This window comes from Streptomyces sp. NPDC050388 (genome assembly GCF_040655635.1).
GTDB lineage: Bacteria > Actinomycetota > Actinomycetes > Streptomycetales > Streptomycetaceae > Streptomyces.
Genome location: NZ_JBFAKH010000054.1, coordinates 19,933 through 39,824 on the forward strand (window position 1 = coordinate 19,933; position 19,892 = coordinate 39,824).

16 protein-coding genes are annotated in these 19,892 nt (G+C 71.8%); 2 read left to right on the forward strand and 14 right to left on the reverse strand.

What is annotated here, in order from left to right; translation table 11 throughout:
* Positions 1-125: 125 nt before the first annotated feature.
* Positions 126-860, reverse strand: coding sequence for a TioE family transcriptional regulator (locus AB0I73_RS27120; protein WP_363041533.1), 735 nt, complete (start codon positions 858-860; stop codon positions 126-128).
* Positions 861-918: 58 nt separating this feature from the next.
* On the opposite strand from AB0I73_RS27120, the gene AB0I73_RS27125 reads away from it, so the two are divergent.
* Positions 919-2,127, forward strand: a complete 1,209-nt coding sequence (locus AB0I73_RS27125; RefSeq protein WP_363041535.1) for an erythromycin esterase family protein — start codon at positions 919-921, stop codon at positions 2,125-2,127.
* 4 nt (positions 2,128-2,131) lie between these two features.
* On the opposite strand, the gene AB0I73_RS27130 is transcribed toward AB0I73_RS27125, so the two are convergent.
* The 13 genes from AB0I73_RS27130 to AB0I73_RS27190 all read right to left on the reverse strand — a co-directional run bounded on the left by AB0I73_RS27130 (position 2,132) and on the right by AB0I73_RS27190 (position 18,680).
* The gene (locus tag AB0I73_RS27130) at positions 2,132-3,391 is read right to left on the reverse strand and encodes a helix-turn-helix domain-containing protein (RefSeq protein ID WP_363041537.1); all 1,260 of its coding nucleotides are present in this window, start codon (positions 3,389-3,391) and stop codon (positions 2,132-2,134) included.
* Positions 3,392-3,532: 141 nt separating this feature from the next.
* Complete coding sequence (locus tag AB0I73_RS27135) at positions 3,533-6,394, reverse strand: helix-turn-helix transcriptional regulator (protein WP_363041539.1); 2,862 nt, start codon at positions 6,392-6,394, stop codon at positions 3,533-3,535.
* A gap of 220 nt (positions 6,395-6,614) precedes the next feature.
* The gene (locus AB0I73_RS27140; protein ID WP_363041576.1) at positions 6,615-7,520 is read right to left on the reverse strand and encodes an alpha/beta hydrolase; all 906 of its coding nucleotides are present in this window, start codon (positions 7,518-7,520) and stop codon (positions 6,615-6,617) included.
* Between the two features lie 678 nt (positions 7,521-8,198).
* The gene (locus tag AB0I73_RS27145) at positions 8,199-9,935 is read right to left on the reverse strand and encodes a CocE/NonD family hydrolase (RefSeq protein ID WP_363041541.1); all 1,737 of its coding nucleotides are present in this window, start codon (positions 9,933-9,935) and stop codon (positions 8,199-8,201) included.
* 18 nt (positions 9,936-9,953) lie between these two features.
* Positions 9,954-10,895, reverse strand: a complete 942-nt coding sequence (locus AB0I73_RS27150; protein WP_363041543.1) for an MBL fold metallo-hydrolase — start codon at positions 10,893-10,895, stop codon at positions 9,954-9,956.
* Between the two features lie 34 nt (positions 10,896-10,929).
* Positions 10,930-11,853 carry an alpha/beta hydrolase gene (locus AB0I73_RS27155; RefSeq protein WP_363041545.1) on the reverse strand — a complete coding sequence of 308 codons (924 nt, stop codon included), beginning with the start codon at positions 11,851-11,853 and terminating at the stop codon, positions 10,930-10,932.
* Between the two features lie 4 nt (positions 11,854-11,857).
* Positions 11,858-12,973 carry an FAD-dependent monooxygenase gene (locus AB0I73_RS27160; protein ID WP_363041547.1) on the reverse strand — a complete coding sequence of 372 codons (1,116 nt, stop codon included), beginning with the start codon at positions 12,971-12,973 and terminating at the stop codon, positions 11,858-11,860.
* Positions 12,974-13,017: 44 nt separating this feature from the next.
* Complete coding sequence (locus AB0I73_RS27165) at positions 13,018-13,977, reverse strand: phosphotriesterase (RefSeq protein WP_202276936.1); 960 nt, start codon at positions 13,975-13,977, stop codon at positions 13,018-13,020.
* Positions 13,978-14,026: 49 nt separating this feature from the next.
* Entirely contained in the window at positions 14,027-15,001 is a 975-nt protein-coding gene (locus AB0I73_RS27170; protein WP_363041549.1) for a phosphotriesterase, read from the reverse strand.
* 255 nt (positions 15,002-15,256) lie between these two features.
* Positions 15,257-16,174: a LysR family transcriptional regulator gene (locus AB0I73_RS27175; RefSeq protein ID WP_363041551.1), complete on the reverse strand. Its 918-nt coding sequence runs from the start codon at positions 16,172-16,174 to the stop codon at positions 15,257-15,259.
* A gap of 9 nt (positions 16,175-16,183) precedes the next feature.
* Positions 16,184-17,326 (reverse strand): FAD-dependent oxidoreductase, encoded by a 1,143-nt coding sequence (locus AB0I73_RS27180; RefSeq protein WP_363041553.1) that lies wholly within the window; start codon positions 17,324-17,326, stop codon positions 16,184-16,186.
* A complete protein-coding gene (locus AB0I73_RS27185; protein ID WP_363041555.1) occupies positions 17,323-17,511 on the reverse strand; it encodes a ferredoxin in 189 nt (62 codons plus the stop codon). Before AB0I73_RS27185 ends, AB0I73_RS27180 begins: the two co-directional genes overlap by 4 nt.
* Entirely contained in the window at positions 17,508-18,680 is a 1,173-nt protein-coding gene (locus tag AB0I73_RS27190) for a cytochrome P450 (protein ID WP_363041557.1), read from the reverse strand. The genes AB0I73_RS27185 and AB0I73_RS27190 overlap by 4 nt, the downstream gene beginning before the upstream one ends.
* Before the next feature lie 328 nt (positions 18,681-19,008).
* On the opposite strand from AB0I73_RS27190, the gene AB0I73_RS27195 reads away from it, so the two are divergent.
* Complete coding sequence (locus tag AB0I73_RS27195) at positions 19,009-19,830, forward strand: SAM-dependent methyltransferase (protein ID WP_109378602.1); 822 nt, start codon at positions 19,009-19,011, stop codon at positions 19,828-19,830.
* Positions 19,831-19,892: the final 62 nt, after the last annotated feature.

Genomic DNA, 19,892 nt, shown 5'->3' on the forward strand with positions numbered 1-19,892 from the left:
CGGCTTGGACGGCAGGGGAGCTCACGACACCACGGGCGCGAACGACCGGTACAGGCTCCGGGCCCCGCTCGCTGCGCCGTCCCAACGAGGGCTGCCACGGGTTGTGCGGCTGCCCAGGACCGGGTTCAGCCGCGGGCGCGGAGGTAGGCCTCCAGTTCGGCCGCCCCGGTCAGCATGGCCCGCCCGCGGGCGGACAGCCGGCCGTGCCAGTCGCGCAGTGTCGCCCCCAGCGGCTCCGGCCCGCCTGCCGACCGCACCTGCGCGACGAGCGGGGCGATCTGCTCCAACAGGTAACCGCCCCGCCTGAGTTGGTGGGTCAGCCGGGCGTCCCGTACGTCAGCCTCCTCATAGACGCGGTAGCCGGTCACCGGGTCGCGGCGCGGGCTCACCAGCCCGGCGCGCTCCCACTTGCGCAGTGTCGCGGGCCGGATGCCGAGCTCTCCCGCCAGCGGCCCGATGAACCGTCCGCCGGTCCCGGACACCGCCGTGCCGGGTCCGGGCGCCGCGGTGGAGGCCAGGTCGCCGAGGGCTCGCTCCACCGTCTGCAGGGTCCGCCGGTCGTCGAGCAGTTGGGCGTGGCTCTCGTCGACGGTCTGCAGGGCCTCGTCGACCGCGCCCCGGTTCACGGCCCGCATGATCGACGTCGCCACCGCGTGGCCGTGGCCGGGCACCAGGGCGAGGAAGGCGCGCAGGGCACGCGCGTGCAGCGGGGTGTAGGTGCGGTAGCCGTGGGGGGTGCGGTCGGCGGGCGGGAGGATGCCGGCCTCCTCGTAGTTCCGGACGGCCTGCGTGGACAGACCGTGCCCGCGTGCCAGGTCGATCGGCCTGAGCCGTTCCTCGTTTTGAAGGTTTCGTCCCACGGTCCCGATGATATCGCGGGAAAGTCTCCACCGTGAGTTCAACGATAGCGTTGAGGGCATGACTACCGGCATCAAGGACATCACCCGTGCCGTGACGGCCGCCGCCGTCACGGAGCTGCTCGGGGCCCGGCCGCGGGTGCTCGCCCTCGGCGAGCCCACCCACGGCGAGGACACGCTGCTCGACCTGCGCAACGACGTCTTCCGGCAGCTCGTCGAGCGGGAGGGCTACCGGACCGTGGCGATCGAGAGCGACTGTCTGATGGGCCTGGTCGTGGACGAGTACGTCACCTCGGGCACGGGCACCCTCGACGAGGTCATGGAGCGCGGATTCAGCCACGGGTTCGGCGCGTCCGCGGCCAACCGCGAACTCGTGCGCTGGATGCGGGAGTACAACGACGGCCGGCCCGCGTCCCAGCGGCTCCGCTTCGCCGGTTTCGACGGCCCGCTGGAGATCACCGGCGCCGCGAGCCCCCGGCAGGCCCTCACCGCACTCCACGGCTTCCTCGCCACCCGACTCGCCCCGGACCTGCTCCCCTGCACCGCGAAGACCCTGGACCGTCTGCTCGGCGCCGACGACCGGTGGACCCATCCCGCCGTCATGACGGACCCGGCCCGGTCCGTGGGGCGGTCGGCCGAGGCCGGGGAGCTGCTGTTGCTCGCCGACGACCTGGTGGCGCTGCTCGAGGCCGAGACGCCGCACCTGATCTCGGCGACCTCGCGGGACGACTGGGAGAGGGCGCGCCTGTACGGGCGCACCGCCACCGGCCTGCTGCGCTACCACCACTGGCTGGCCGACACCTCACCGGGCCGCATGACACGGCTGCTGGGCCAGCGGGACCGGATGATGGCCGACAACCTCCTCGCCCTCGCCGAGCGGGGCCCGACCCTGGTCTTCGCGCACAACGCCCATCTCCAGCGGGACAAGAGCACGATGCGCATGTGGGACCAGCCGCTGCTGGAGTGGTGGAGCGCCGGTGCGCTGGTGAGCGCCCGGCTGGGCGAGGAGTACGCCTTCCTGGCCACGGCCCTGGGCACGATCCGCCACCGGGGAGTGGACGCCCCGCCGGCGGACAGCCTCGAAGGACTCCTGTACGCGCTTCCGGAGGACCGCCGCCTCGTCGACGGCATCCGGCTGGCGGGTCTCCTCGGCGACCGGCCGCCCGCCCCCCGGGAGTCCCCCTGGTTCGGCTACATGCCGCTCGACCCGGCCCACCTGACCGGGATCGACGGGGTGGTGTTCGTCAAGGACGTCCCGCAGGTCCGGTGAGCGGTCAGCGCGGGAGGAGTCTGCGGGCGGTCAGGGCGAGGGTGACCTCGACCAGGTCGAAGGGGCGGGACAGGGAGCGCCCCGTCAGTTGTTCGTAGCGGCGCAGGCGGTTGAGGACGGTGTTGCGGTGGCAGTACAGCCGTCTGCTCGCCCGCTGGGCCGAGCCGTCGCAGGCCAGCCAGGTGGCCAGGGTGTCCAGCAGGATCTCCGCGTCGGCGGGCTCGAGGTGCGCCAGCGGACCGAACAGCCGGTCGGCCAGCGCGGTGCCGAGGTCGGGGGACGACACCACCAGCGCCGCCGGCAGGTGTTCCGTCAGCCGGACCGTGCCGCCGGTCTCCGGGCACAGGCTCAGCGCGGTGTCCGCCAGCCTGCGCGCCTCCCCCACCGCCGCGAGCCCTTCGACGGCGCTGCTGACCCCCACCCGTACGCCCGGCGGCTGCTCGTCCGCCACCACCGGCTCCGCGTCGTCGTCGACCCGTACGATGCCGTGCTCCGCGTCCACACCCGTGTGCCAGTGCACGCGCACACCCGGAGCGAGGACCGCTTGGGCACCGGGACAGGCGGCGAGTCCGCCACCGCCGACCGCGACGACCACGTACCGGCCCTGCTCCGGCAGTTCCAACGCGAGCGCGGCCTCGGGCAGGTCGGCGATCCTGCTGGTTCCGTCCAGCAGCGCCGCGGTCAGCAGCCGCACCCTGTTCTCCCGCCGCCAGGCCAGCTGCCGCTCGGTCTGCCGGTAGGCGTCCGCCACGACGGTGCAGTGCTCGTCGACGAAGTGCCACACGTCCGACGCCACGTGCACCAGCAGCCGTACGTCCTCGGGGGCCACCCGGGAGGTCTCGTCGACCAGGCCCTGCCACACCAGGGAGCCGCCGAGGCGGAAGGCGTGCAGCACGGCGTCCAGCGGCAGCCCCTGCTCGGCGCGCGTGACGCCGATCTTCCAGGAACAGCGGCGCGCGGCGTCGCGGGCGCCGCGCGGGTCCAGCAGGGAGGAGACGCTGTGCCGCAGTGAGCGGTGCACCTCCTGCCAGATCTCGGCGGCATCGTGCTCGATCGCCGATCGGTAGGCGGGTTCCTGGTCCTGGAGCACGGCGACCAGTTGGTCGGTGAGCCGGGGCAGGTCGTCCAGCAGGACCCGGGCGGCGCGGTGCAGCACGCGGAGCGCGTCGGCGTCGATCAGTGACCGCACACGCGGGGTCCGTGGCCGCGGTGCGGGCACGGGTCCGGGGCGGGGCAGGCCACGTGGCCGTACAGCGTGTCGCATCGCGCATCTCCCCCAGGGTCGGCTTCCCGGCGGCGCCCGCGTGGCGGTCCGCGCACCGGCCACCGGCCGGCCGCGGAGCCCGTGGGCGGCCGCCACCTGACTCGTCCTGCCCCGAAGGATCGCATACCGTCCGGTCGGTCCCTAGGGGTGTGCACCGGCCTTTTCCGCCTGTTCGACCAGCCGGACGAGCTCGACCCGGGAGCGGACGCCGAGCGTCGCGAAGACGTTGCGCAGGTGGTAGTCGACGGTGCGGGTGCTGACGGACAGGCTCAGGGCCACTTCCCGGTTGGTGGCGCCCTCGGCGACACACCGTGCGATCCGCAGTTGCTGCGGGGTCAGCCGGGACAGGGCCCGCCCATCGTGCCGGGGCGGCTCGCCGCTGCCGGCCCCGCCCGGCGCCGCGCCGCCCGCGCGCAGTTCCGCGCCCGCCTGGCGCGCCCACGGGTACGCGCCGCAGCGCTCGAAGTCCACCAGCGCCTCTCCGAGCCGCACCCGTGCCTCACGCAGCCGGCGCCTACGGCGCAGCCACTTGCCGTGCAGCAGCTCGGTGCGGGCCCGTTCGAAGTCGCCGGACGTCTCGTCGTGCCGGTCCAGGGCCCGCAGGTACAGCTCGTCGGCCGCCTCCGGTGCGGCCAGCAGGGCGCGGCAGCGCAGGAGTTGGGCGGGAGCCTGCGGGTCGGCGCCGCACCCGGCCCACAACGCGAAGTCCTCGACCACCGTGCGGGCGCGCTCGGGCTGCCCGGCCAGTGCGGCGGCCTCCACGAAGCAGGGGACGGCGAGCATCCACACCGCGAAGTGCCCGCGCCGCGCACCGGGGCGCACCAGGGGGCCGAGCCGGTCGGCGGCCTCGCGGGGGCGGCCCGCACCCAGGTCGGCGCGGGCCGCCGCCCACTGGGCGAGCATGGCGGCCTGCGCCAGTCCGTGCCGCCGGGCCGTGGCGAGCGCGGTCGCCGTGTGCTCGGCGACGCGTTCCTGAGCCCCCTCGATCGACGCGGCGAGGGCCAGCACCGCGTGGTGGTGGGCGGCCGTGTTCCGCTGCCCGGTCCGGCGTGCGGCGCGCAGCCCCTCTTCCGCGTGGGTCCGGGCGAGTTGGTGGCGGCCGGCGCGCAGTTCGGCGTAGGCCAGGTATTCCAGGGCCCTCGGTTCGAGGGCTGCGGCCCTCAGGGTGCGTGCCGCGGCCAGCGCCCGCGCCCCGGCCCGGCGGGCGGCGGTCACGTCGCCGAGCATGAGTGCCGCGGCGGCCGAACGCAGCAGCCGCTCGGGCTCGGTGGCGGGACGGCCCCGCTCCACCACCCGGGTCAACGGGGCGGCGGCAAGGTCGAACCGCCCCTGCAGAACCGCCCGCATACCGTCCCGGTGGTCGCGGAGCAGGGCGACCGGGCCGTGGTTCTCGGTCCGGGGCAGAGCTGTCGCGTCTCCGGTTCCGGGCGGGGCCTCGTGGGCGAGGGCACGGAGGCAGGCCGCCGGGTCGCCCGCGGCCCACGCCGCGTCCGCCGCGCCGAGGACTGCCGCGCCGGACTCCGCGGGGCTCGGGTCCGCGAGGAGGGAGGCGGCGAGCAGGAAGGACTCGCGGGCGTCGTCCACCGGGCCGTCGGCCAGGAGCACCCTGGCACGGAGCAGTTCGGCACGGCCCCGCACCGGGGCGGGCGCCGGACAGGTCACGGCGGCGTCGAGCAGCCGCAGGGCCTCGGGCGGATGCCCGGCGATCAGGGCCTGTTCCGCGGCGGCCGTGTACCGGTGTGCGCGCTCCGCGCCGTCCGGTGTCAGTTCGGCGGCACGCACCTGGGCCGTACGGCGCGGACCGGGCGGCAGCCCGGACGTCACGTCGGCTGCGGCAGCGGCCAGTTCCGCGGCGAGACCGGCGTCGGGGCCCGGGACGGTCCACGAGCGGTGCAGCAGGGCGGGCACGCCGTGCGGTGCCGGGAGCACCCCGGCCAGTGCGCGGTGCGCGGCGCGGCGGCGTTCGGGCGGCGCACCGGCGTACACCGCCCTGCCGAGCAGCGCGCTGCGGAACCGGATCCGGCCCTCGAAGAACACGAGCAGGTCGGGCAACTCCTCTCCGTCAAAAGGTGGTTCGGCATGTGGCACCGGTACGGAGCAGGCGGTGGTCACTCCCGCGCCCGGCACCTCCCCCCGCCTCTCGAGTACGGCCGCCGCCCGCAGCACGAGCGACGCCTCGACGTCCGGCTCGCCCGTGACACGTGTCGCCGCCGCGACCGACAGCAGCAGGTCGGCGTGGTCGGGCCGCACACCGGTCAGGCACCCGCCGGCGACGGCGGCCAGTGTCCCGGCGTCGACCGGTGGGCGGGGCAGCGCGCGCCGGCCGCGGAGTTGGGCGGGCGAGAGGCGGTGGGTCAGGGCCACCAGCAGTGCGGGACTGCCCTGCGCCTCGGTCACCAGTTCGTCGCGGACGGCGGGGTCGACGGTACCGTCCGTCAGGTCGTGCAGGAGTCCCGCCGCGTCCCCGGGCGTGAGCGGGGCCAGGTCCAGCACCGGCAGTCCGGCCAACTCCGGGGCCACGGGCCGGTGTCCCGGTACGGTGAGGAGCAGCCCGACCCGGTGGGCGCCGTCCGCCGTGTGCACGCGTGCCGCCGCCCGGCCCAGCACGGCGCGCGAGGCGGGGTCCCACAGGTGTGCGTCGTCCACGCACACCAGCAGGGCCGAACGGGCCGACGCCTCGCGCAGGACGTCCAGGAACACCTTGTCCGCCGTACCGTCGTCGGACAGGCGCACGGTGCGGCCGGCGGCACGCAGCAGGGTGCGCAGACCGCTGTACGGCCGCGGGGTCCGGGCCGGATCGGCTCGGACGTGCCACACCGGTCCGGCGCGGAAGGAGCGTGCGGCGAACTCCAGGAAGGCCGTACGTCCGCCACCGGGTTCACCGGTCACCACATGGGCACCGCCGTCGGTGCCCAGTCCGTCCAGCAGCGCGGCGAGCGCCTGCCGTCGGGGTCCCGGGCGGTACCGGAACGGAGCGGGTACGGGGGTCGTCTGTCCGGTCATCTCCGTGACGTTACTCACGCGTAAGAAACGGTGGAAGACGTCCGTCCGCACGCCCCAACCGGCCCAACCGCCGTTCTACCAGGGTATTTTCGTCGCGGAAGCGGGGAACGGAGTGTGCTGCGGACCAAGTTGAGCGACCTCCGGTGGTGCGCACGCACAACGCCGGTGGCGGCCCGCGCACCGCGTGCGGGCCGCCACCGGGTCGAGGTCCGGCGGAACCTCAGGACGTGTGCGGGCAGTTGCCCCGTGCCTCCTCGATCGTCAGGCTCCGCTGCGGCAGCGGGCACAGGAACCGCTCGTAGCGGGTGTCGTTGTCGATGAACCGCTTCAGCCACGAGATGCTGTACTTCGCGATCGTGGTGTTGTTCGAGTTGGGCGTGAAGTGGGTGGCGTTGTTCAGTTCCAGGTAGGCCCGGTCGAGGGAGGACGGCAGACCCGTGTAGAGGGGCTTGGCGTGGGTGGAGACCGGGGCGATCGTGTCGCCGTCGGCCCCGAAGATCAGGGTCGGGGTGCGGACCTCGGGCCAGGTCTTGTCGAGGTTCCAGGGCGTCAACGGGATCGCCGCCTCGAGCGAGGGGCGGTCCTTCGCGGCTTCGAGGGTGCCGCCGCCGCCCATCGAGTGGCCCATGACGCCGAGGCGGCTGCTGTCGATGCGGCTGCGGACCGCACTGCTTTGGGTCAGGTAGTCCAGCGCGGCCAGCAGTTGGTCACCGCGGGAGGCGGGCTGGTCGAGCGTGGTGTTCGTGTCGATGGTGAACACCACGAAGCCCTGTGAGGCCAGGCGCGGGCCCAGCCAGGCGATGGAGGACTGGTAGGCGGTGTAGCCGGGCGAGATGGCGATCGCGCCGAACGTTCCGTCGGCGGTGCTGTTCGGATAGTAGATGGTGCCTCCGCCGAAGCCCCTCACGGAGAGCGAGGAGACGGAGACGTCGGAGACGGAGTACGGGCCGCGCAGTGCCTCGATGCTGGATTCGGTCGGCGCCGGACCGCGCTCGTAGGGGTTGGCCGCGGCGTGGGCGCCGGGACCGGTGAGGGTGGTGAGGCCGACGACGGCGGCGACGGCCGCGGCCAGTCCGGCGAACCGTCCGGTTCTGCCACGCCGGGTGCGGCCCGGGTGCGTGGTCACGGCCGAGGTGCTGGTGTGGGGGTGCTGCTGCACGACGAGTGGTCCTCTCTGTCGCGGCGAGCCGCCCGGTGGCCGGTGCACGGGGTACGACGTGGGAGTGACCGTGCTCCGACCGTGGGCGCCGCCTCTGGGGCTGACGGTTGCCACTGTCGGCGCGGAGGGGGCCGGCCCGGACCGGCAATCTCACCGGTCTCGTTCCGCCGCCTCGTCGCGCCGCTCCCCCAGGCCCGCCAGCCCCCTCCGCCGGCGGCCCACCGGACGGCGGTGACCGCCGTGCGGGAGCCCGAGCGCACTTGCCCGCGCTTCACCCACATGGCTCTCTCCGGGAGTCGGTCCGGCCCGCGCCGTGCTCGGATGGAAGCGGCCTGCCTACCCGGAGGGAGCTGGGAATGCACGAGATGTGGTGCGGTGCAGACACTTCGGGGGAGCCTGTGTGGCATGTCCTGACCACGGACAAGAGGGCCACGTTGTGCGGGGTGGAGAAGGAGGAGGAGTCCCGTCGGCGCCACGCGACGGACCGCCACTGCTTTCCCTGCATGCAGTCGTTCCAGGAGGTCGTGGAAGCCCACTGAAACCGCCCGCCGTTCCCGTGAGGGACCTCTGCTCCCGGCGCGGCCGACGGCGGCGCGGGCCGTGCCGGGAGCAGATCGGTGGTACGCGCCGTCCGCGCGGGCGGGGTCAGCGCGCGTCTGCCCCCGTGACCGTCGTGAACGGCAGCACGAGCCGGGAGGGGTGCGCGGCGTCACGGTAGATCTTGTGGGTGACGGGACGGCCCACCGGCAGGTGGAAGGCGTCCGGCGGCAGCAGGGCGTTGTGCTCGTCGGCCAGCGGCTCGGCGTTGGAGAGCTCCACGACCAGCTTGTGGCCGGGCAGGAACGTCGCCGCGAACGGGTAGACGCGCAGCACGTACTCCTCGATCTTCCCCGGCTCGACCGGCACCGCCCGCGTGTGCGGGTGGTAGGGGTCGCCCTCCGTGGTGCGCTCCTCGTCGAGTTCGCGGTGCGATGCCTTGAGGTAGGCGGTCGTGATGAGCTGGCGCTTGCCGCTGGGGGCCTCGTCCCACATGCGCAGGATGAAGTTCGTGTCGGGCTGGTCGATCTCCGCGAAGAGGTGCGCCGCGCCCTGACCGATCAGCTCGGTGGGCTCGGTGAACGGCTCGGTGCTCCAGCTGAGCATCTCCACCTTGTCGGTCACCGTCAGCGGCGCCTGGTAGAAGCCGTCGGGGGCGGCGTACTCGGCGCCCATCGGCTCGGGCTCGAAGGAGAGCTTGCGGCGCGGGCGGAGGTAGAGCGCCTTGCGCTCCACCTCCTTCGGCGGCCACTGCGCACCGGTGACGTACTCGCGCGAGCCCTCGACGTGGACGGTGACGGCGGGCTCGTCCATGACGCCGTTGTCGATGCCCTTGATCCAGTAGTCGTACCAGCGGAACATCTTGTCGTGCTCTTCGATGAAGGGGCGCGACTGCATGGGCGGGTAGGGTCCGATGTCCAGCTTCTTGGGGCCCTTGAGGCGGTTGAAGACCTCGATGGTGCCGTCCATCGTCCAGCCGCGGCCCTGGTCGATCTGGAGCCAGACGGGGATGTCGATGTTCGGTGCGAGGGTGACCGGGTTGCGTTCCTCGTACCACTCGCCGTCGACCTCGTTCATCACGATGTCGAACCAGGCCTCGTGGTTCTTCGGGTAGTTCAGCACGTGGACCAGGTTCGGCCAGGCGGCCACGTCCGGGTCCTTCAGTCGCTCGGCGACGCGCTCCTTGATCTCCTCGGGGGAGAAGGTCTCCAGCATGCGGGACTTGACGCCGTCGGTGAAGGCCCAGCCGGAGTCGCCGCCGCGCCCCTCGCGGGCGGCGCGCGGCATGAACCACATGACGCCACCGTGGTAGGTGGTCTCGTAGAAGTCGTAGTGGCCGCCGCTGACGAAGATCGCCTTGAGGCTCGGCGGCCGCTCGGCCGCCGCCAGCACCTGCATCGAGCCGAAGTAGGAGATGCCGATCATGCCGACGTTTCCGTCGCACCACGGCTGCCGGGCGACCCACTCGATGAAGTCGTACGCGTCCTGGCCGAGCGGGACGCCACCGGCGTTGTAGTTGCCGATGTGCTCGCCCTCGGAGGCGCCGGAGCCGCGCAGGTCGCCGATGACGTGGACGTAGTCCTCCTGGACGACGCGCGCGATGTCACCGGCCTCGATGCAGCCGTCCCACATCGGGCTGGGGCGCCGCTGCGGCGGCGTGGTGAGGGCGAGGGCCTGCAGCTCCTTGCCGTACGGGCTGAGCGCCACGAGTGCCGGACGCGGCTTGTCCTCGACGCCGCTGTAGGTGTCGGCCGCCAGCACGGCACCGTCGCGCATCGGGATCCGGAGATCCTTGCGGACGGCGATCTCCTGCCCGCCCGCCTGGATCGTCTGGAAGTCAGTCATGAGTGCGAAGCTCCTGTACTACGAGTTCTGGTTGTGCTGCGTGCGGTAGCCGTGCATCGACGTGAAGAACGGCGACGGCTCGAGCGTGGGGTCGCCGGTGTAGCCGAGCTCCTCGGCGGCGCGGGCGAACGGGGAGTACGGCGAATCCGTCTCCTCCGGGCCGGCCCGCAGGCAGTCGCAGGCGGCATCGGCGACCCGGCCCTCGACGGCGAGGCTCTGGTCGATGGCCTCCCGGGCCTGTACGGCGTCGAGCTCGACGCCGTACGGCGTGCCGTCGGCGCGGCGGTAGGGGTGCCCGAGGTACAGCCGCTGCGGACGGATCTCGTCCCGCAGGTACTCGAGACTGGTGCGGTAGGCGACCGGGTCCGTGTAGCCCGGGAAGCCGTTGGCGGCCCCGTGGACCTGCACGGAGTCACCGACGAACACCGAGCGCTGTCCGTCGACGACGTAGGCGACCGATCCGGGCGTGTGGCCCGGGATCGAGTGCGCCGAGACGGTGACGCCGCCGCCCAGCGAGAGGGTCTCGCCGCCCTTGAGGAGCAGGGTGGGCTCCATCTCGCCGGAGATGACGGCCTGCGCGGCGGCCGTCACCTTCGCTTCTCCCTCCGGGTCGCCCAGGTACCGGCCCCGTCCCGCGAGGTACTCCTCCACGTGGGCCCGCCGCGAGCGGAGCATCGGGGCGTCGGCCTCGTGGATCACCACCTGTGCGCGCCGCCCGGTGAGCTCCCACAGGGCGTGCGCCCCGCCGACGTGGTCGATGTGACCGTGGGTCAGCAGGATCCAGCGCACGTCCTCGATGCGGCGCCCGATCGCCTCGAGCGCGGGAACCATCCCTTCGGCGGGTGAGGAGGCGATCCCGGTGTCGACGACGGCCGGCTCGGGTGCGTCGATGAAGAAGCTGTAGAGACCGAACCGGCCCCACGGGGAAACCAGGGGATGGACGGTGGCTGCGTGCGTCATGGCCCTCTTTCTGTGCTCGTACGCGGTCGGCCGGTCAGCGCCGGCCGAGGAAGTCGCGCGTCTCGGCGAAGACCCTGTGGTACTCCGGGATCCAGGAGAAGTGCTGGACGAATCCGTGACCCGCTCCCTCGTACCGGCTCACCGTCGCCTCCACGCCGGCCTCCCGCAGCCGCCGGCCGTAGAGCTCGCCCTCGTCGCGCATCGGGTCGTACTCCGCGGTGACCACGAGGGCCGGCGGCAGCCCGGTGAGGTCCGCCCGCTTGATGGGCGAGACGAGCGGGTCCGCGGGATCGGCGCCGCCGTCGATGTAGAAGGCGTTGAAGGGCTTCAGCCCCGCCGTCTCCAGGCCGTAGCCCACGGCGTTCTCCCGCAGCGAGGCATAGCGGTCGACGTCGAAGTCCAGGTCCAGCGAGGGGTAGTAGAGGATCTGGTGCGTGATCCGGTCGAAGCCGTCGTCGTGTGCCCTGGCCGCGACCGCGGCGACGAAGTTGCCGCCGGAGCTGTCGCCGGCGACGGCGAGCGTCGTGCCGTCCCAGGCCAGGCTCTCACCCTCCTCGGCGACCCACCGCACGACCGCGTAGCAGTCGTCGAGACCGGCGGGGAAGGCGGCCTCGGGCGCCAGGCGGAAGCCGACGGAGACGACCTTGAGCCCGGTCTCCTTCGCCAGCGAGCGTGCGACGTGGTCGTGCGTCTCCAGGCTGCCGAGGAAGAACGCGCCGCCGTGGAAGTAGACCAGCACGCCGTGGCGGTCGGCCTCGGTCGGCGTGTAGATCCGCACCGGTACCTCGCCCGACGCCGTCCGCGCGGTCACGTCCTCGACCGCGTGGAGCGGCAGGCGCTCCTCGAGCGGAGCGACGTGCGCCTCGTCCCCGGCGCGCATGGCGACCGGGTCGAGCGGGCCCTCGGGCGGGGTCGGCAGACCGGCGAGGAACTTGGCGATCTCAGGATGCAGGGGCATGGTGTCACTCCTTCGGGGCGGCGGCCGCGGGCTTCTGGCCGGGGAAGACGTCGTCGATCTCTTCGGCGCTCCACCCCTGACGCGAGATGGCCTGCAGCTTGTCGGTCTCCGGCTTGCGGGTGGCCTGGTACTGGGCCAGCGCCTCCTTCAGGGAGTCCGCGTCCCGCAGGGCGTCGGCGAGCGCGCCGGCGTCCTCGATGGCGGAGTTCGCGCCCTGGCCCTGGTGGTGCAGCATCGAGTGGGCGGCGTCACCCACCAGGACGACGGAGTCCGAGTGCCACGTGTCGACCGGGTCGATGTCGTAGACCGCTCGGATGTTCACGGTCTCCATGTCGAGGTCACGCGTGATGCTGACGAGGCGCTCGTCGAAGCCCTCCACCGTCGCCAGCATGTCCTCCTTCGTGTTCTGCGGGTTCCAGGTGCTGTCCGGGCACAGGGCGGTGATGTCGAACGACACCTGGCCGCGGTGGCGCAGCGGCAGCAGGTAGATCTTCGTGCCCCTGCCGATGTACATCCGCAGGTTGTCGTCGGTGACCATCCCGTGGGCGTCGTCGACGGAGATGACGGCGCGGTAGGCGTGCTCGCCCGAGAACACCGGGCCCTTGTCGCTGAACAGCTGGTGGCGCACCACCGACTTGATGCCGTCGGCGCCGACGACCAGGTCGGCCTCGACGGTCCTGCCGTTCGCGAAGGTGAGGACGGAGCGGTCGCCGTTGTCCTGGATGCTCTCCAGCTTGTGCCCGAGGTGCACCATGCCCTCGGGCAGCACGCCCAGGAGGGCTTCGATGAAGTCACCGCGGTGGATCAGGTGGGTGTGGGTCTGCTCGCCGGAGGCCGGCCACGCCTCTTTCATGATCGGGTCACCGGTGGCCGTGAGGATCTCGAAGTACTCGCTCGGCGAGCTCACCTTCGCGATCGCGTCGAAGATCCCCCACGCGCGGAAACGGTTCATGGTGGAGGGCCGCAGACCGATGCCGGCGCCGACCTCCCGGATCTGGGTCGCCTGCTCGTAGACGTCGACGTCGGCACCGAGCAGGCTGAGGGCCTTGGCCGCCGCCGCGCCGCCGTAGCCCGCTCCGACGATGGCGATCTTCAGGTTCTTCAGTTCTGAGGTCTGCATGGTGGTTCTCTCTGATTCTGGAGGGTCAGAAAAGCTCTGGAGGATCAGGAGGACTTCCGGAGGGTGAGGAAGTCGGCCGGGTTGTCGACGAAGATCGTCTTGATCGCGGCCTCGTCGAGACCGGCGGCGCGGAGGTCCGGGATGAGGTCCTCGAAGATGTAGTTGACGGTGTGGCCCTTCACGCCCGGCCAGCCCAGGGGGCTGCAGTTGGCGTCGGCGGAGGCGAGGACCTGGTGCAGCCGGCCGTCGCCGATGAACCGGAGGAAGTGGTCCAGCCGCTCCTGGCGGGGGCGGGCCCAGAACGGCGGGTCCGGCAGCTCTGTCTCGTAGCCGAAGGTGTCGAAGCCGATGCGTCCGCCCTGCTCCGCGATCCAGACGTCGCGCGTCTTGTCGGCGTTCACGCCGTCGTCGACGTGCCCGAACAGGACGCGGTCCAGGGGAAGGCCCTCTTCGTTGAAGATCGCGATCGCGTTCTCGGCGTCGATCGCGAGGTGGGTCAGGATCGGCACGCCCGTGGTGAGCGAGGCGCGGGCCGCGGCCCGGTAGATGCGCTTGTCCAGGTCCGTCATGCGGCCGCCACGGCTCACCCCGACCTTGATGACACCGGCGAGGCTGCCGGTGTCGCCGATACCGACGGTGATCTCGTGGACGAACTGGCGGGTCAGGTAGTCCACGTCGGCCCGGGCGAAGTGCGGCAGGGCGGTGTCACCGCCGACGAAGCCGGTGCAGGCGACGATGTGGACGCCGGTCTTCGCGGACAGCGACTTGTAGTAGTCGACGTCGCGGCCGTTGCAGATCCCGGTCGCGTCGACGAAGGTGCCGCCGCCCAGCTCGTGGAACCTGCGCAGCTTCGGGACGGTCTCCTCGTACCGCTGCTCGGGGGTCTTCCACCACTTCGTGTCCAGCTCGGAGCCGGGCATGCCGTAGCCAATGTGCTCGTGGATGGCCACGAGACCCAGTTCCTCGGCCGGGATCGGCCCCAGGACGGTGTTCACTCTCGACACAACACTCACCTTTGCTGAAGAAACTCGATGGTCGTTCGTGCCGGCGCGCTCAGCGCGTCGACAGCAGGTCGCGCGGGTTCTCCACGAGGATCCGCTGCGTGTCCTCGTCGCTGAGACCCCGTGCCTCCAGGAGCGGGACGAAGGTGGTCAGGACGTAGCTGTACGGGAGGTCGTTGCCGGGGTGGCCCTTCGCCACGCCGGTCGCGTTGCTCGAGAGCAGGACCCGGTCGCCGAAGCCGGCCCGTACCAGGTCGGCGACCAGGTCGGCGCGCTCGGCGTCGGTGATGTGGGCCTCGTCCTCCGTACCGACGTGGTCGAGCGCGACGTGGGCGCCGCGGCGGGCGATCTCGAGGGGGGCGCCGGTGGCGACGGCGTCCTCGCGGTCGAGTCCGCCGACGACGACGCGGTCGGCCGGCAGCTTCTCGTCCAGGACGACGTCGAGGTCGTGGACGGCGTCGTTCCCGTAGCGGACGGAGACCGCGACGCCGGTGCTCAGGGCGGCCCGGGCCGCGCCGCGGAACAGGCTCTCGTCGGTCGCGGTCATGCCCTCGGGGGTCGCGGTGGTGGCCACCAGGCCGGCGGCGCCGCGGCGCTCCACGCGGGGGACCACCATGCCCTCGGTGACCTCCTTGGCGAAGAGGTCGGCGAACTTCTCGGCCGGCCACGGCGTCGGCGGGTTGGTCTGCGGCGTGAGGAAGTAACCGCCGAGCAGTTCCTCCGGGCCCTGCCCCGTCGAGGCGACGATGTGCACGCCGGTCGTGCGGGAGAGGGCCTCGTACAGCCGGACGTCCCGGCCGTGGAACATGCCGGTGCTGTCGACGATCGTGCCGCCGCCGTGGGCACGGAAGTCCTTCAGCTTCGCGGCGAGGGTCTCGAAGATCTCGGCGCGGTCGATGGTGATGTCGTACGCGTGCTCGGCACCCGGGACCACGGAGAGCAGGGCCTCGTGGACCGCGACGACGCCCAGTTGCTCGGTCGGCACCGGGCCCAGAACGGTGTTGACGGTGTTGCTCTTGACGCTCATGCCTGCCCTCACGTGTTCAGGTGGGGTGCACAGCACCCTGTGGCTGCTGGCACAGTATCGATTCGGTTTACATAGCGTCAATGAAATGAACGACACGTAAAACGATGCGCGGGGAACAGGACGGACAAACCGGGACTCCCCGCCCGGCGCCGCACGTCAAGGCCGCCCGAGGGGTCGCCGGCCTCGCCGTCGCGGATGTCGCGGATACGGCAGGTATGACGGATGCAGAGGACGTGAAGGAGAGCGTTGTCGGCGTCAGAGGTTGGTCGCGACGTCGAACAGCAGCGCCCGGAGCCATTCCATGAAGTACTGATCGGCCAGTCGGGGGTTCCAGACCATGTCCATCCCGAGCCCGGGAAGCGGGAACGGGAACTCCTCGATCCGCAGCTCGGCGAGCGCCTGCATGGCTGCGGCGACCCGGTACCGGAGGAGGGCGACGCCGCCTGCGCGCGCCACCAGGAAGGGCACCAACAGGAAGTCGGAGCTCAACTGGCCGACGCGGTAGGTGATGCCCTTCTCGTCGAGCACCGAATACGGGAAGACGCGCCGGTCGGTGTCGACGACGACGTGCGGCTGAGTGGTCAGGAGGTCGAGCGCGCTCGCTTCCGGTGGCGTGTCCGGTGAGGCCACCACCACACAGCGGTCGTCGTACAGCCGCTCGCGCGGGTACGGCGAGAAGTGCCCCTCGGAGAGCAGCACGACGTCGACGCCCTTGTCGGTGAAGGTGGCCTCCGTCGGCACCGTGATCGTCCGCAGACGCAACGTGGCGTGGGGCGCCCGCTCGGCAATGAGCCGCGCCAGTCGGGGACCGACGACGAACGCCGTGCTGGTCGTCATGGCGATCGTGATGACGCGCCGGTCCGTGGCGGGATCGAAGCAGGGGAAGTTCACGATGTGCGCCGTCTGCTCCAGGGCACTGCGCAGTGGCGCGATCAGCTCCAGCGCGCGCGGGGTCAGCGTGAGGCCCGTGCCTTGCCGGACGACGAGGTCGTCACCCAGCAGCCGTCGCATTCTCGTGAGGGCGTGACTCATCGCCGGCTGTGACAGACCGACCCGCTCCGCGGCCCTGGTCACCGAACGCTCCTCGAGGAGCGCGAGGAGGGGCACCAACAGGTTGAGGTTGACCGATGCCAGTCGGTCCAGCCCCGAACCCGTGGTGCCCTCTTCGCCCATGTGTCGACCTTACGCGGCTGCCCGGGTCATACGGCGCAGCCGCGGAATCGGGATCCGGTAGTCGAGCGCCACGACGTCACCGGTGCCGTCCTCGTGCGGCCAGCGCATCAACGCCGGCCCGCCCCCCGGCCGCCCGTCGACGTACGTCGGTTCCCCCTCCACCGGAAGGTGGCCCACCGCCTTCAGGCTCAGTCCGAACTGCTCGGTCCAGAAGTACGGCTGGAACCGGAGCGGCGGCGACTCGTCGCCGCGGACGAGCGCCGTGGCAGCGACCTTCGCCTGCTCGATCGCGCTGCTCCACAGGGGGACGCGACGCAGGCCGTGCTGAGTGGGGAAGGCCGCGAGGTCACCGACGGCCGCGACGTCGGGGCGGACGAGTCCGCGCTCGTCGACCGGGACGGCGCCCTTCGCAGCGAGGCCCGAGTCCGCGAGCCACTCCGTGTTGGGCACGTCGCCGGCGGCGGTGATGATCAACTCCGCGTCGAGGACCGCGCCCTCGTCGAGGACGACCCGAATGCTTCCGCCTTGCTGTTCGAGCCGTGCCGCCGCGGTCTCGACGACGGTGAGCCCCCGGTCCAGCGCGGTCTTGACGAAGACGTCGGCGAGGTAGGGGCCGAGCTGGAGGATGAGGGGCACGCCCTGGGAGACGACGGTGACCCGGCAGCCGGCGGCCAGGCACCCGGAGGCGATCTCCATTCCGAGCGGGCCGCCGCCGACCACGACGACCGACGGCTTGCCCGCCAGCCGCTCGCGCAGGGACAGTGCGTCGTCGAGTCCGCGCAGAGTGAGCTCTTCGGGCAGGTCGGACAGCCGCCGTGCCCGGGAGCCGGTGGCCAGGACGACGCGGTCGTACGGCAGCTCCGTACCGTCGTCGAGCGTGACGCGCCGACGGTCGAGGTCGAGTCCGGTCGCGCGCACACCGAGCAGTTCGGTCGCTCCGTGACCGGCCGGTGGAAGCTCGTGCGACGACACGTCGTCACTGTCGAGCAGAAGCGCCTTCGACAGGGCCGGACGGCTGTACGCCGGGCGCGGTTCGTCGCCGACGATGGTCAGCTCGCCGTCGAAGCCGGCCTCACGGAGCGTGTCGGCCGCGGTGAGTCCGGCGATCCCGTTGCCGACGACGACGACGCGGTTCAGGGTGCCGGTGCTCATATGACCCTCAGCGCGGCGACCGGGCACACCCGGGCGGCGGCGTTCGCCAGGGCGACGTCGGCCCCGTCGACCTCCTCGCGGTCGAGCACGAGCTCGCCCTCGTCGTCGAGGTGCATGAGCTGCGGGGCGGCCTCCTCGCACAGTCCGTGGCCCTCGCAGCGGGGGCGGTCGAGAACGATCTTCATGCGGGGATCACCTCCAGGACGGGGAGCTCCTCGATGCTCCGGGTGGTGTTACTGGGAACGCGGACCTCGGGTCCGACGACGAGGCGCTCGACGCGCCGGGACAGCGCGTCGATCACCGCGTGGGCCTCCAGGCGGGCGAGTCCCTGGCCCGCGCAGCCGTGCGGTCCGTAGCCGAACGCCAGGTGGTCGACCGGGTTGCGCTCGACGAGGAAGGCGTCCGGGTTCTCGTAGTGCCGGGGGTCGCGGTTGCCGGCGCCGAGCAGGACGGCGATCTGCGCGCCCGCGGGGATGACGGTCCCGTCGATCTCGACGTCCTTGGTGGCACGCCGACCCCAGGCGTTGATGGGAGGCCAGAAGCGCAGCACCTCGTTGAACGCCGCCGGTATCAGCGACGGGTTCGCGCGGACCAGGGCGAGCTGGTCGGGGTGCTCGGCGAAGAGGGCGACGATGTTGCCGATCGCCGCGATGGTGGTGTCGACACCGGCGCCAAGGTACTGGTGGATGATGTGGCCGGCCGTGTCCGGCGGAATGGCGCCGCGCGCCTCGGCCTCGAAGATGCCGCGGCCCACGGAGCCCTCGACCAGGTCGCCGGCCTTGACCTCGGAGCACCATCCGTAGAGCTCGCCGGCGATGGGGAAGTTCTCGGCCGTGCGCTGGTTCATCGGGCCGAGGACCTGCATGGCGGCCTGTCCCCAGCGCAGCATGTTGTCGCGCACGTGGCCCGTGAAGCCGATCAGGTCCGCGACGACCTCCAGCGGGAAGGCACGGGCGAGGGCGTCGATCGCCTCGAAGGAACCCGTCGCGACGAGCTCGGCGACGAGAGCGTCCGCCTTCCTCTCGATCCCGCCCTTGAGACCACGCAGTGCCCGCGGGGAGAGGTTCTCGGTGAGCGTGGCGCGCAGCTGGGTGTGCACCGGCGGGTCGGACGCGAGCGAGGTGCCGGTGAGGGCCTCGTTGGCCATCGGGTTGAAGGCGATCGAGGTCGAGGAGAACGACTCCCAGTCCGCGAGTGCGTCACGGATGACGTCGTACCGTGTCAGCGCGTAGACATCGTTCTTCCGAAGGTGGACGACAGGGCCCTGTTCCCGCAGTTCGGCGTAAGCGGGGTAGGGATCGAGCACGACCTCGTCCGCGAAGAGGTCGATACCGGAGGTGGGTGGAGTGGCCATGCCCCCAGTGAAATGGTGATCTTCACATCCAGCAAGTGAATGTTTTACATGCCGTAAGATGCATGCAATTCATACTTCTCCTGCGGTCACACTTCTCCTGCGGCGCCCCGGCAGGCCCGCGCCGGGGCGGTCGGCCGCCTCCCTCACGCCACAACGGCGGGAGGAAACACGTGATACCGGCACACGCGCGGTGACTCCGGGCATCGGCAGGGGCAACTCCACCATTCCTTCGGGGTCTTGTTCGCCCATGGGGTGGTCCGAGCCGCGCGGCGCTCCCTAGGATGACTCCCTGTCCAGCCAGTCCAGTTGGCACTCCGCAGGGGGAACGATGCACGCCGGTAAGCAGTTGTCCACCGAGATCGACGCAACAGTGCCAACGGCCGCACGCATGTACGACTACTACCTGGGCGGCAAGGACAACTACTCGGCCGACCGTGCCGCCGTGGAAGAGCTCGACAAGGTGGTGCCCAGCACGCGCCGCCTGGCCCTGAACAACCGGCGCTTCCTCCAGCGCGTGGTCCGGGTCCTCACGCAGAAGTACGGGATCCGGCAGTACCTCGACCACGGTTCCGGTCTGCCCACCCAGGAGAACGTCCACCAGGTCGCCCAGCGCATCGACCCGACCACCCACGTGGTGTACGTCGACAACGACCCGATGGTGCTGGTGCACGGGCGCGCCCTGCTGGAGCAGGACGAGCGCACCGTGGTCATACAGGCCGACATGCGGGAGACCGACGAGATCTTCGGCCACGCCGAGACGCAGCGCCTGATCGACTTCTCGCAGCCGGTCTGCGTGCTGTTCAACTCCGTGTTCCACTGCATCCCGGACAGCGACACCGACGGCCCGCTCGCCGTGGCCCGCCGGGTCCGTGAACGGCTCGCACCGGGCAGCTTCCTGGTGATGTGCCAGCTGGTCAGCGAGGACGCCGAAGTCCGCAAGTCCGTCACGGAGTTCATGGACCAGGTGACCCAGGGGCACTGGGGCCGGGTGCGGCAGGAGAGCGACGTCGAGTCGTACTTCGAAGGCCTGGAGATCCTGGAGCCGGGCCTGGTGGAGGTCTCCACCTGGCGTCCGGACACCGAGGTGGCGCCTCGTCAGCTCACCCAGGAGTGGATCGAGTTCGGGGGCGTGGGACGGATCCCGCTGTAGGCCACGGCACGTCGGCCCCGGCACGTCGACGCCCCTCGCCGGACCCGGATCACCGGGATCGC

Coding starts and splice junctions, on each gene's coding strand:
- AB0I73_RS27180 (WP_363041553.1), bottom strand. CDS start 17,326: ATGAGCACCGGCACCCTGAACCGCGTCGTCGTCGTCGGCAACGGGATC.
- AB0I73_RS27185 (WP_363041555.1), bottom strand. CDS start 17,511: ATGAAGATCGTTCTCGACCGCCCCCGCTGCGAGGGCCACGGACTGTGC.
- AB0I73_RS27170 (WP_363041549.1), bottom strand. CDS start 15,001: ATGAGCGTCAAGAGCAACACCGTCAACACCGTTCTGGGCCCGGTGCCG.
- AB0I73_RS27160 (WP_363041547.1), bottom strand. CDS start 12,973: ATGCAGACCTCAGAACTGAAGAACCTGAAGATCGCCATCGTCGGAGCG.
- AB0I73_RS27145 (WP_363041541.1), bottom strand. CDS start 9,935: ATGACTGACTTCCAGACGATCCAGGCGGGCGGGCAGGAGATCGCCGTC.
- AB0I73_RS27135 (WP_363041539.1), bottom strand. CDS start 6,394: ATGACCGGACAGACGACCCCCGTACCCGCTCCGTTCCGGTACCGCCCG.
- AB0I73_RS27190 (WP_363041557.1), bottom strand. CDS start 18,680: ATGGCCACTCCACCCACCTCCGGTATCGACCTCTTCGCGGACGAGGTC.
- AB0I73_RS27125 (WP_363041535.1), top strand. CDS start 919: ATGACTACCGGCATCAAGGACATCACCCGTGCCGTGACGGCCGCCGCC.
- AB0I73_RS27175 (WP_363041551.1), bottom strand. CDS start 16,174: ATGGGCGAAGAGGGCACCACGGGTTCGGGGCTGGACCGACTGGCATCG.
- AB0I73_RS27195 (WP_109378602.1), top strand. CDS start 19,009: ATGCACGCCGGTAAGCAGTTGTCCACCGAGATCGACGCAACAGTGCCA.
- AB0I73_RS27130 (WP_363041537.1), bottom strand. CDS start 3,391: ATGCGACACGCTGTACGGCCACGTGGCCTGCCCCGCCCCGGACCCGTG.
- AB0I73_RS27150 (WP_363041543.1), bottom strand. CDS start 10,895: ATGACGCACGCAGCCACCGTCCATCCCCTGGTTTCCCCGTGGGGCCGG.
- AB0I73_RS27155 (WP_363041545.1), bottom strand. CDS start 11,853: ATGCCCCTGCATCCTGAGATCGCCAAGTTCCTCGCCGGTCTGCCGACC.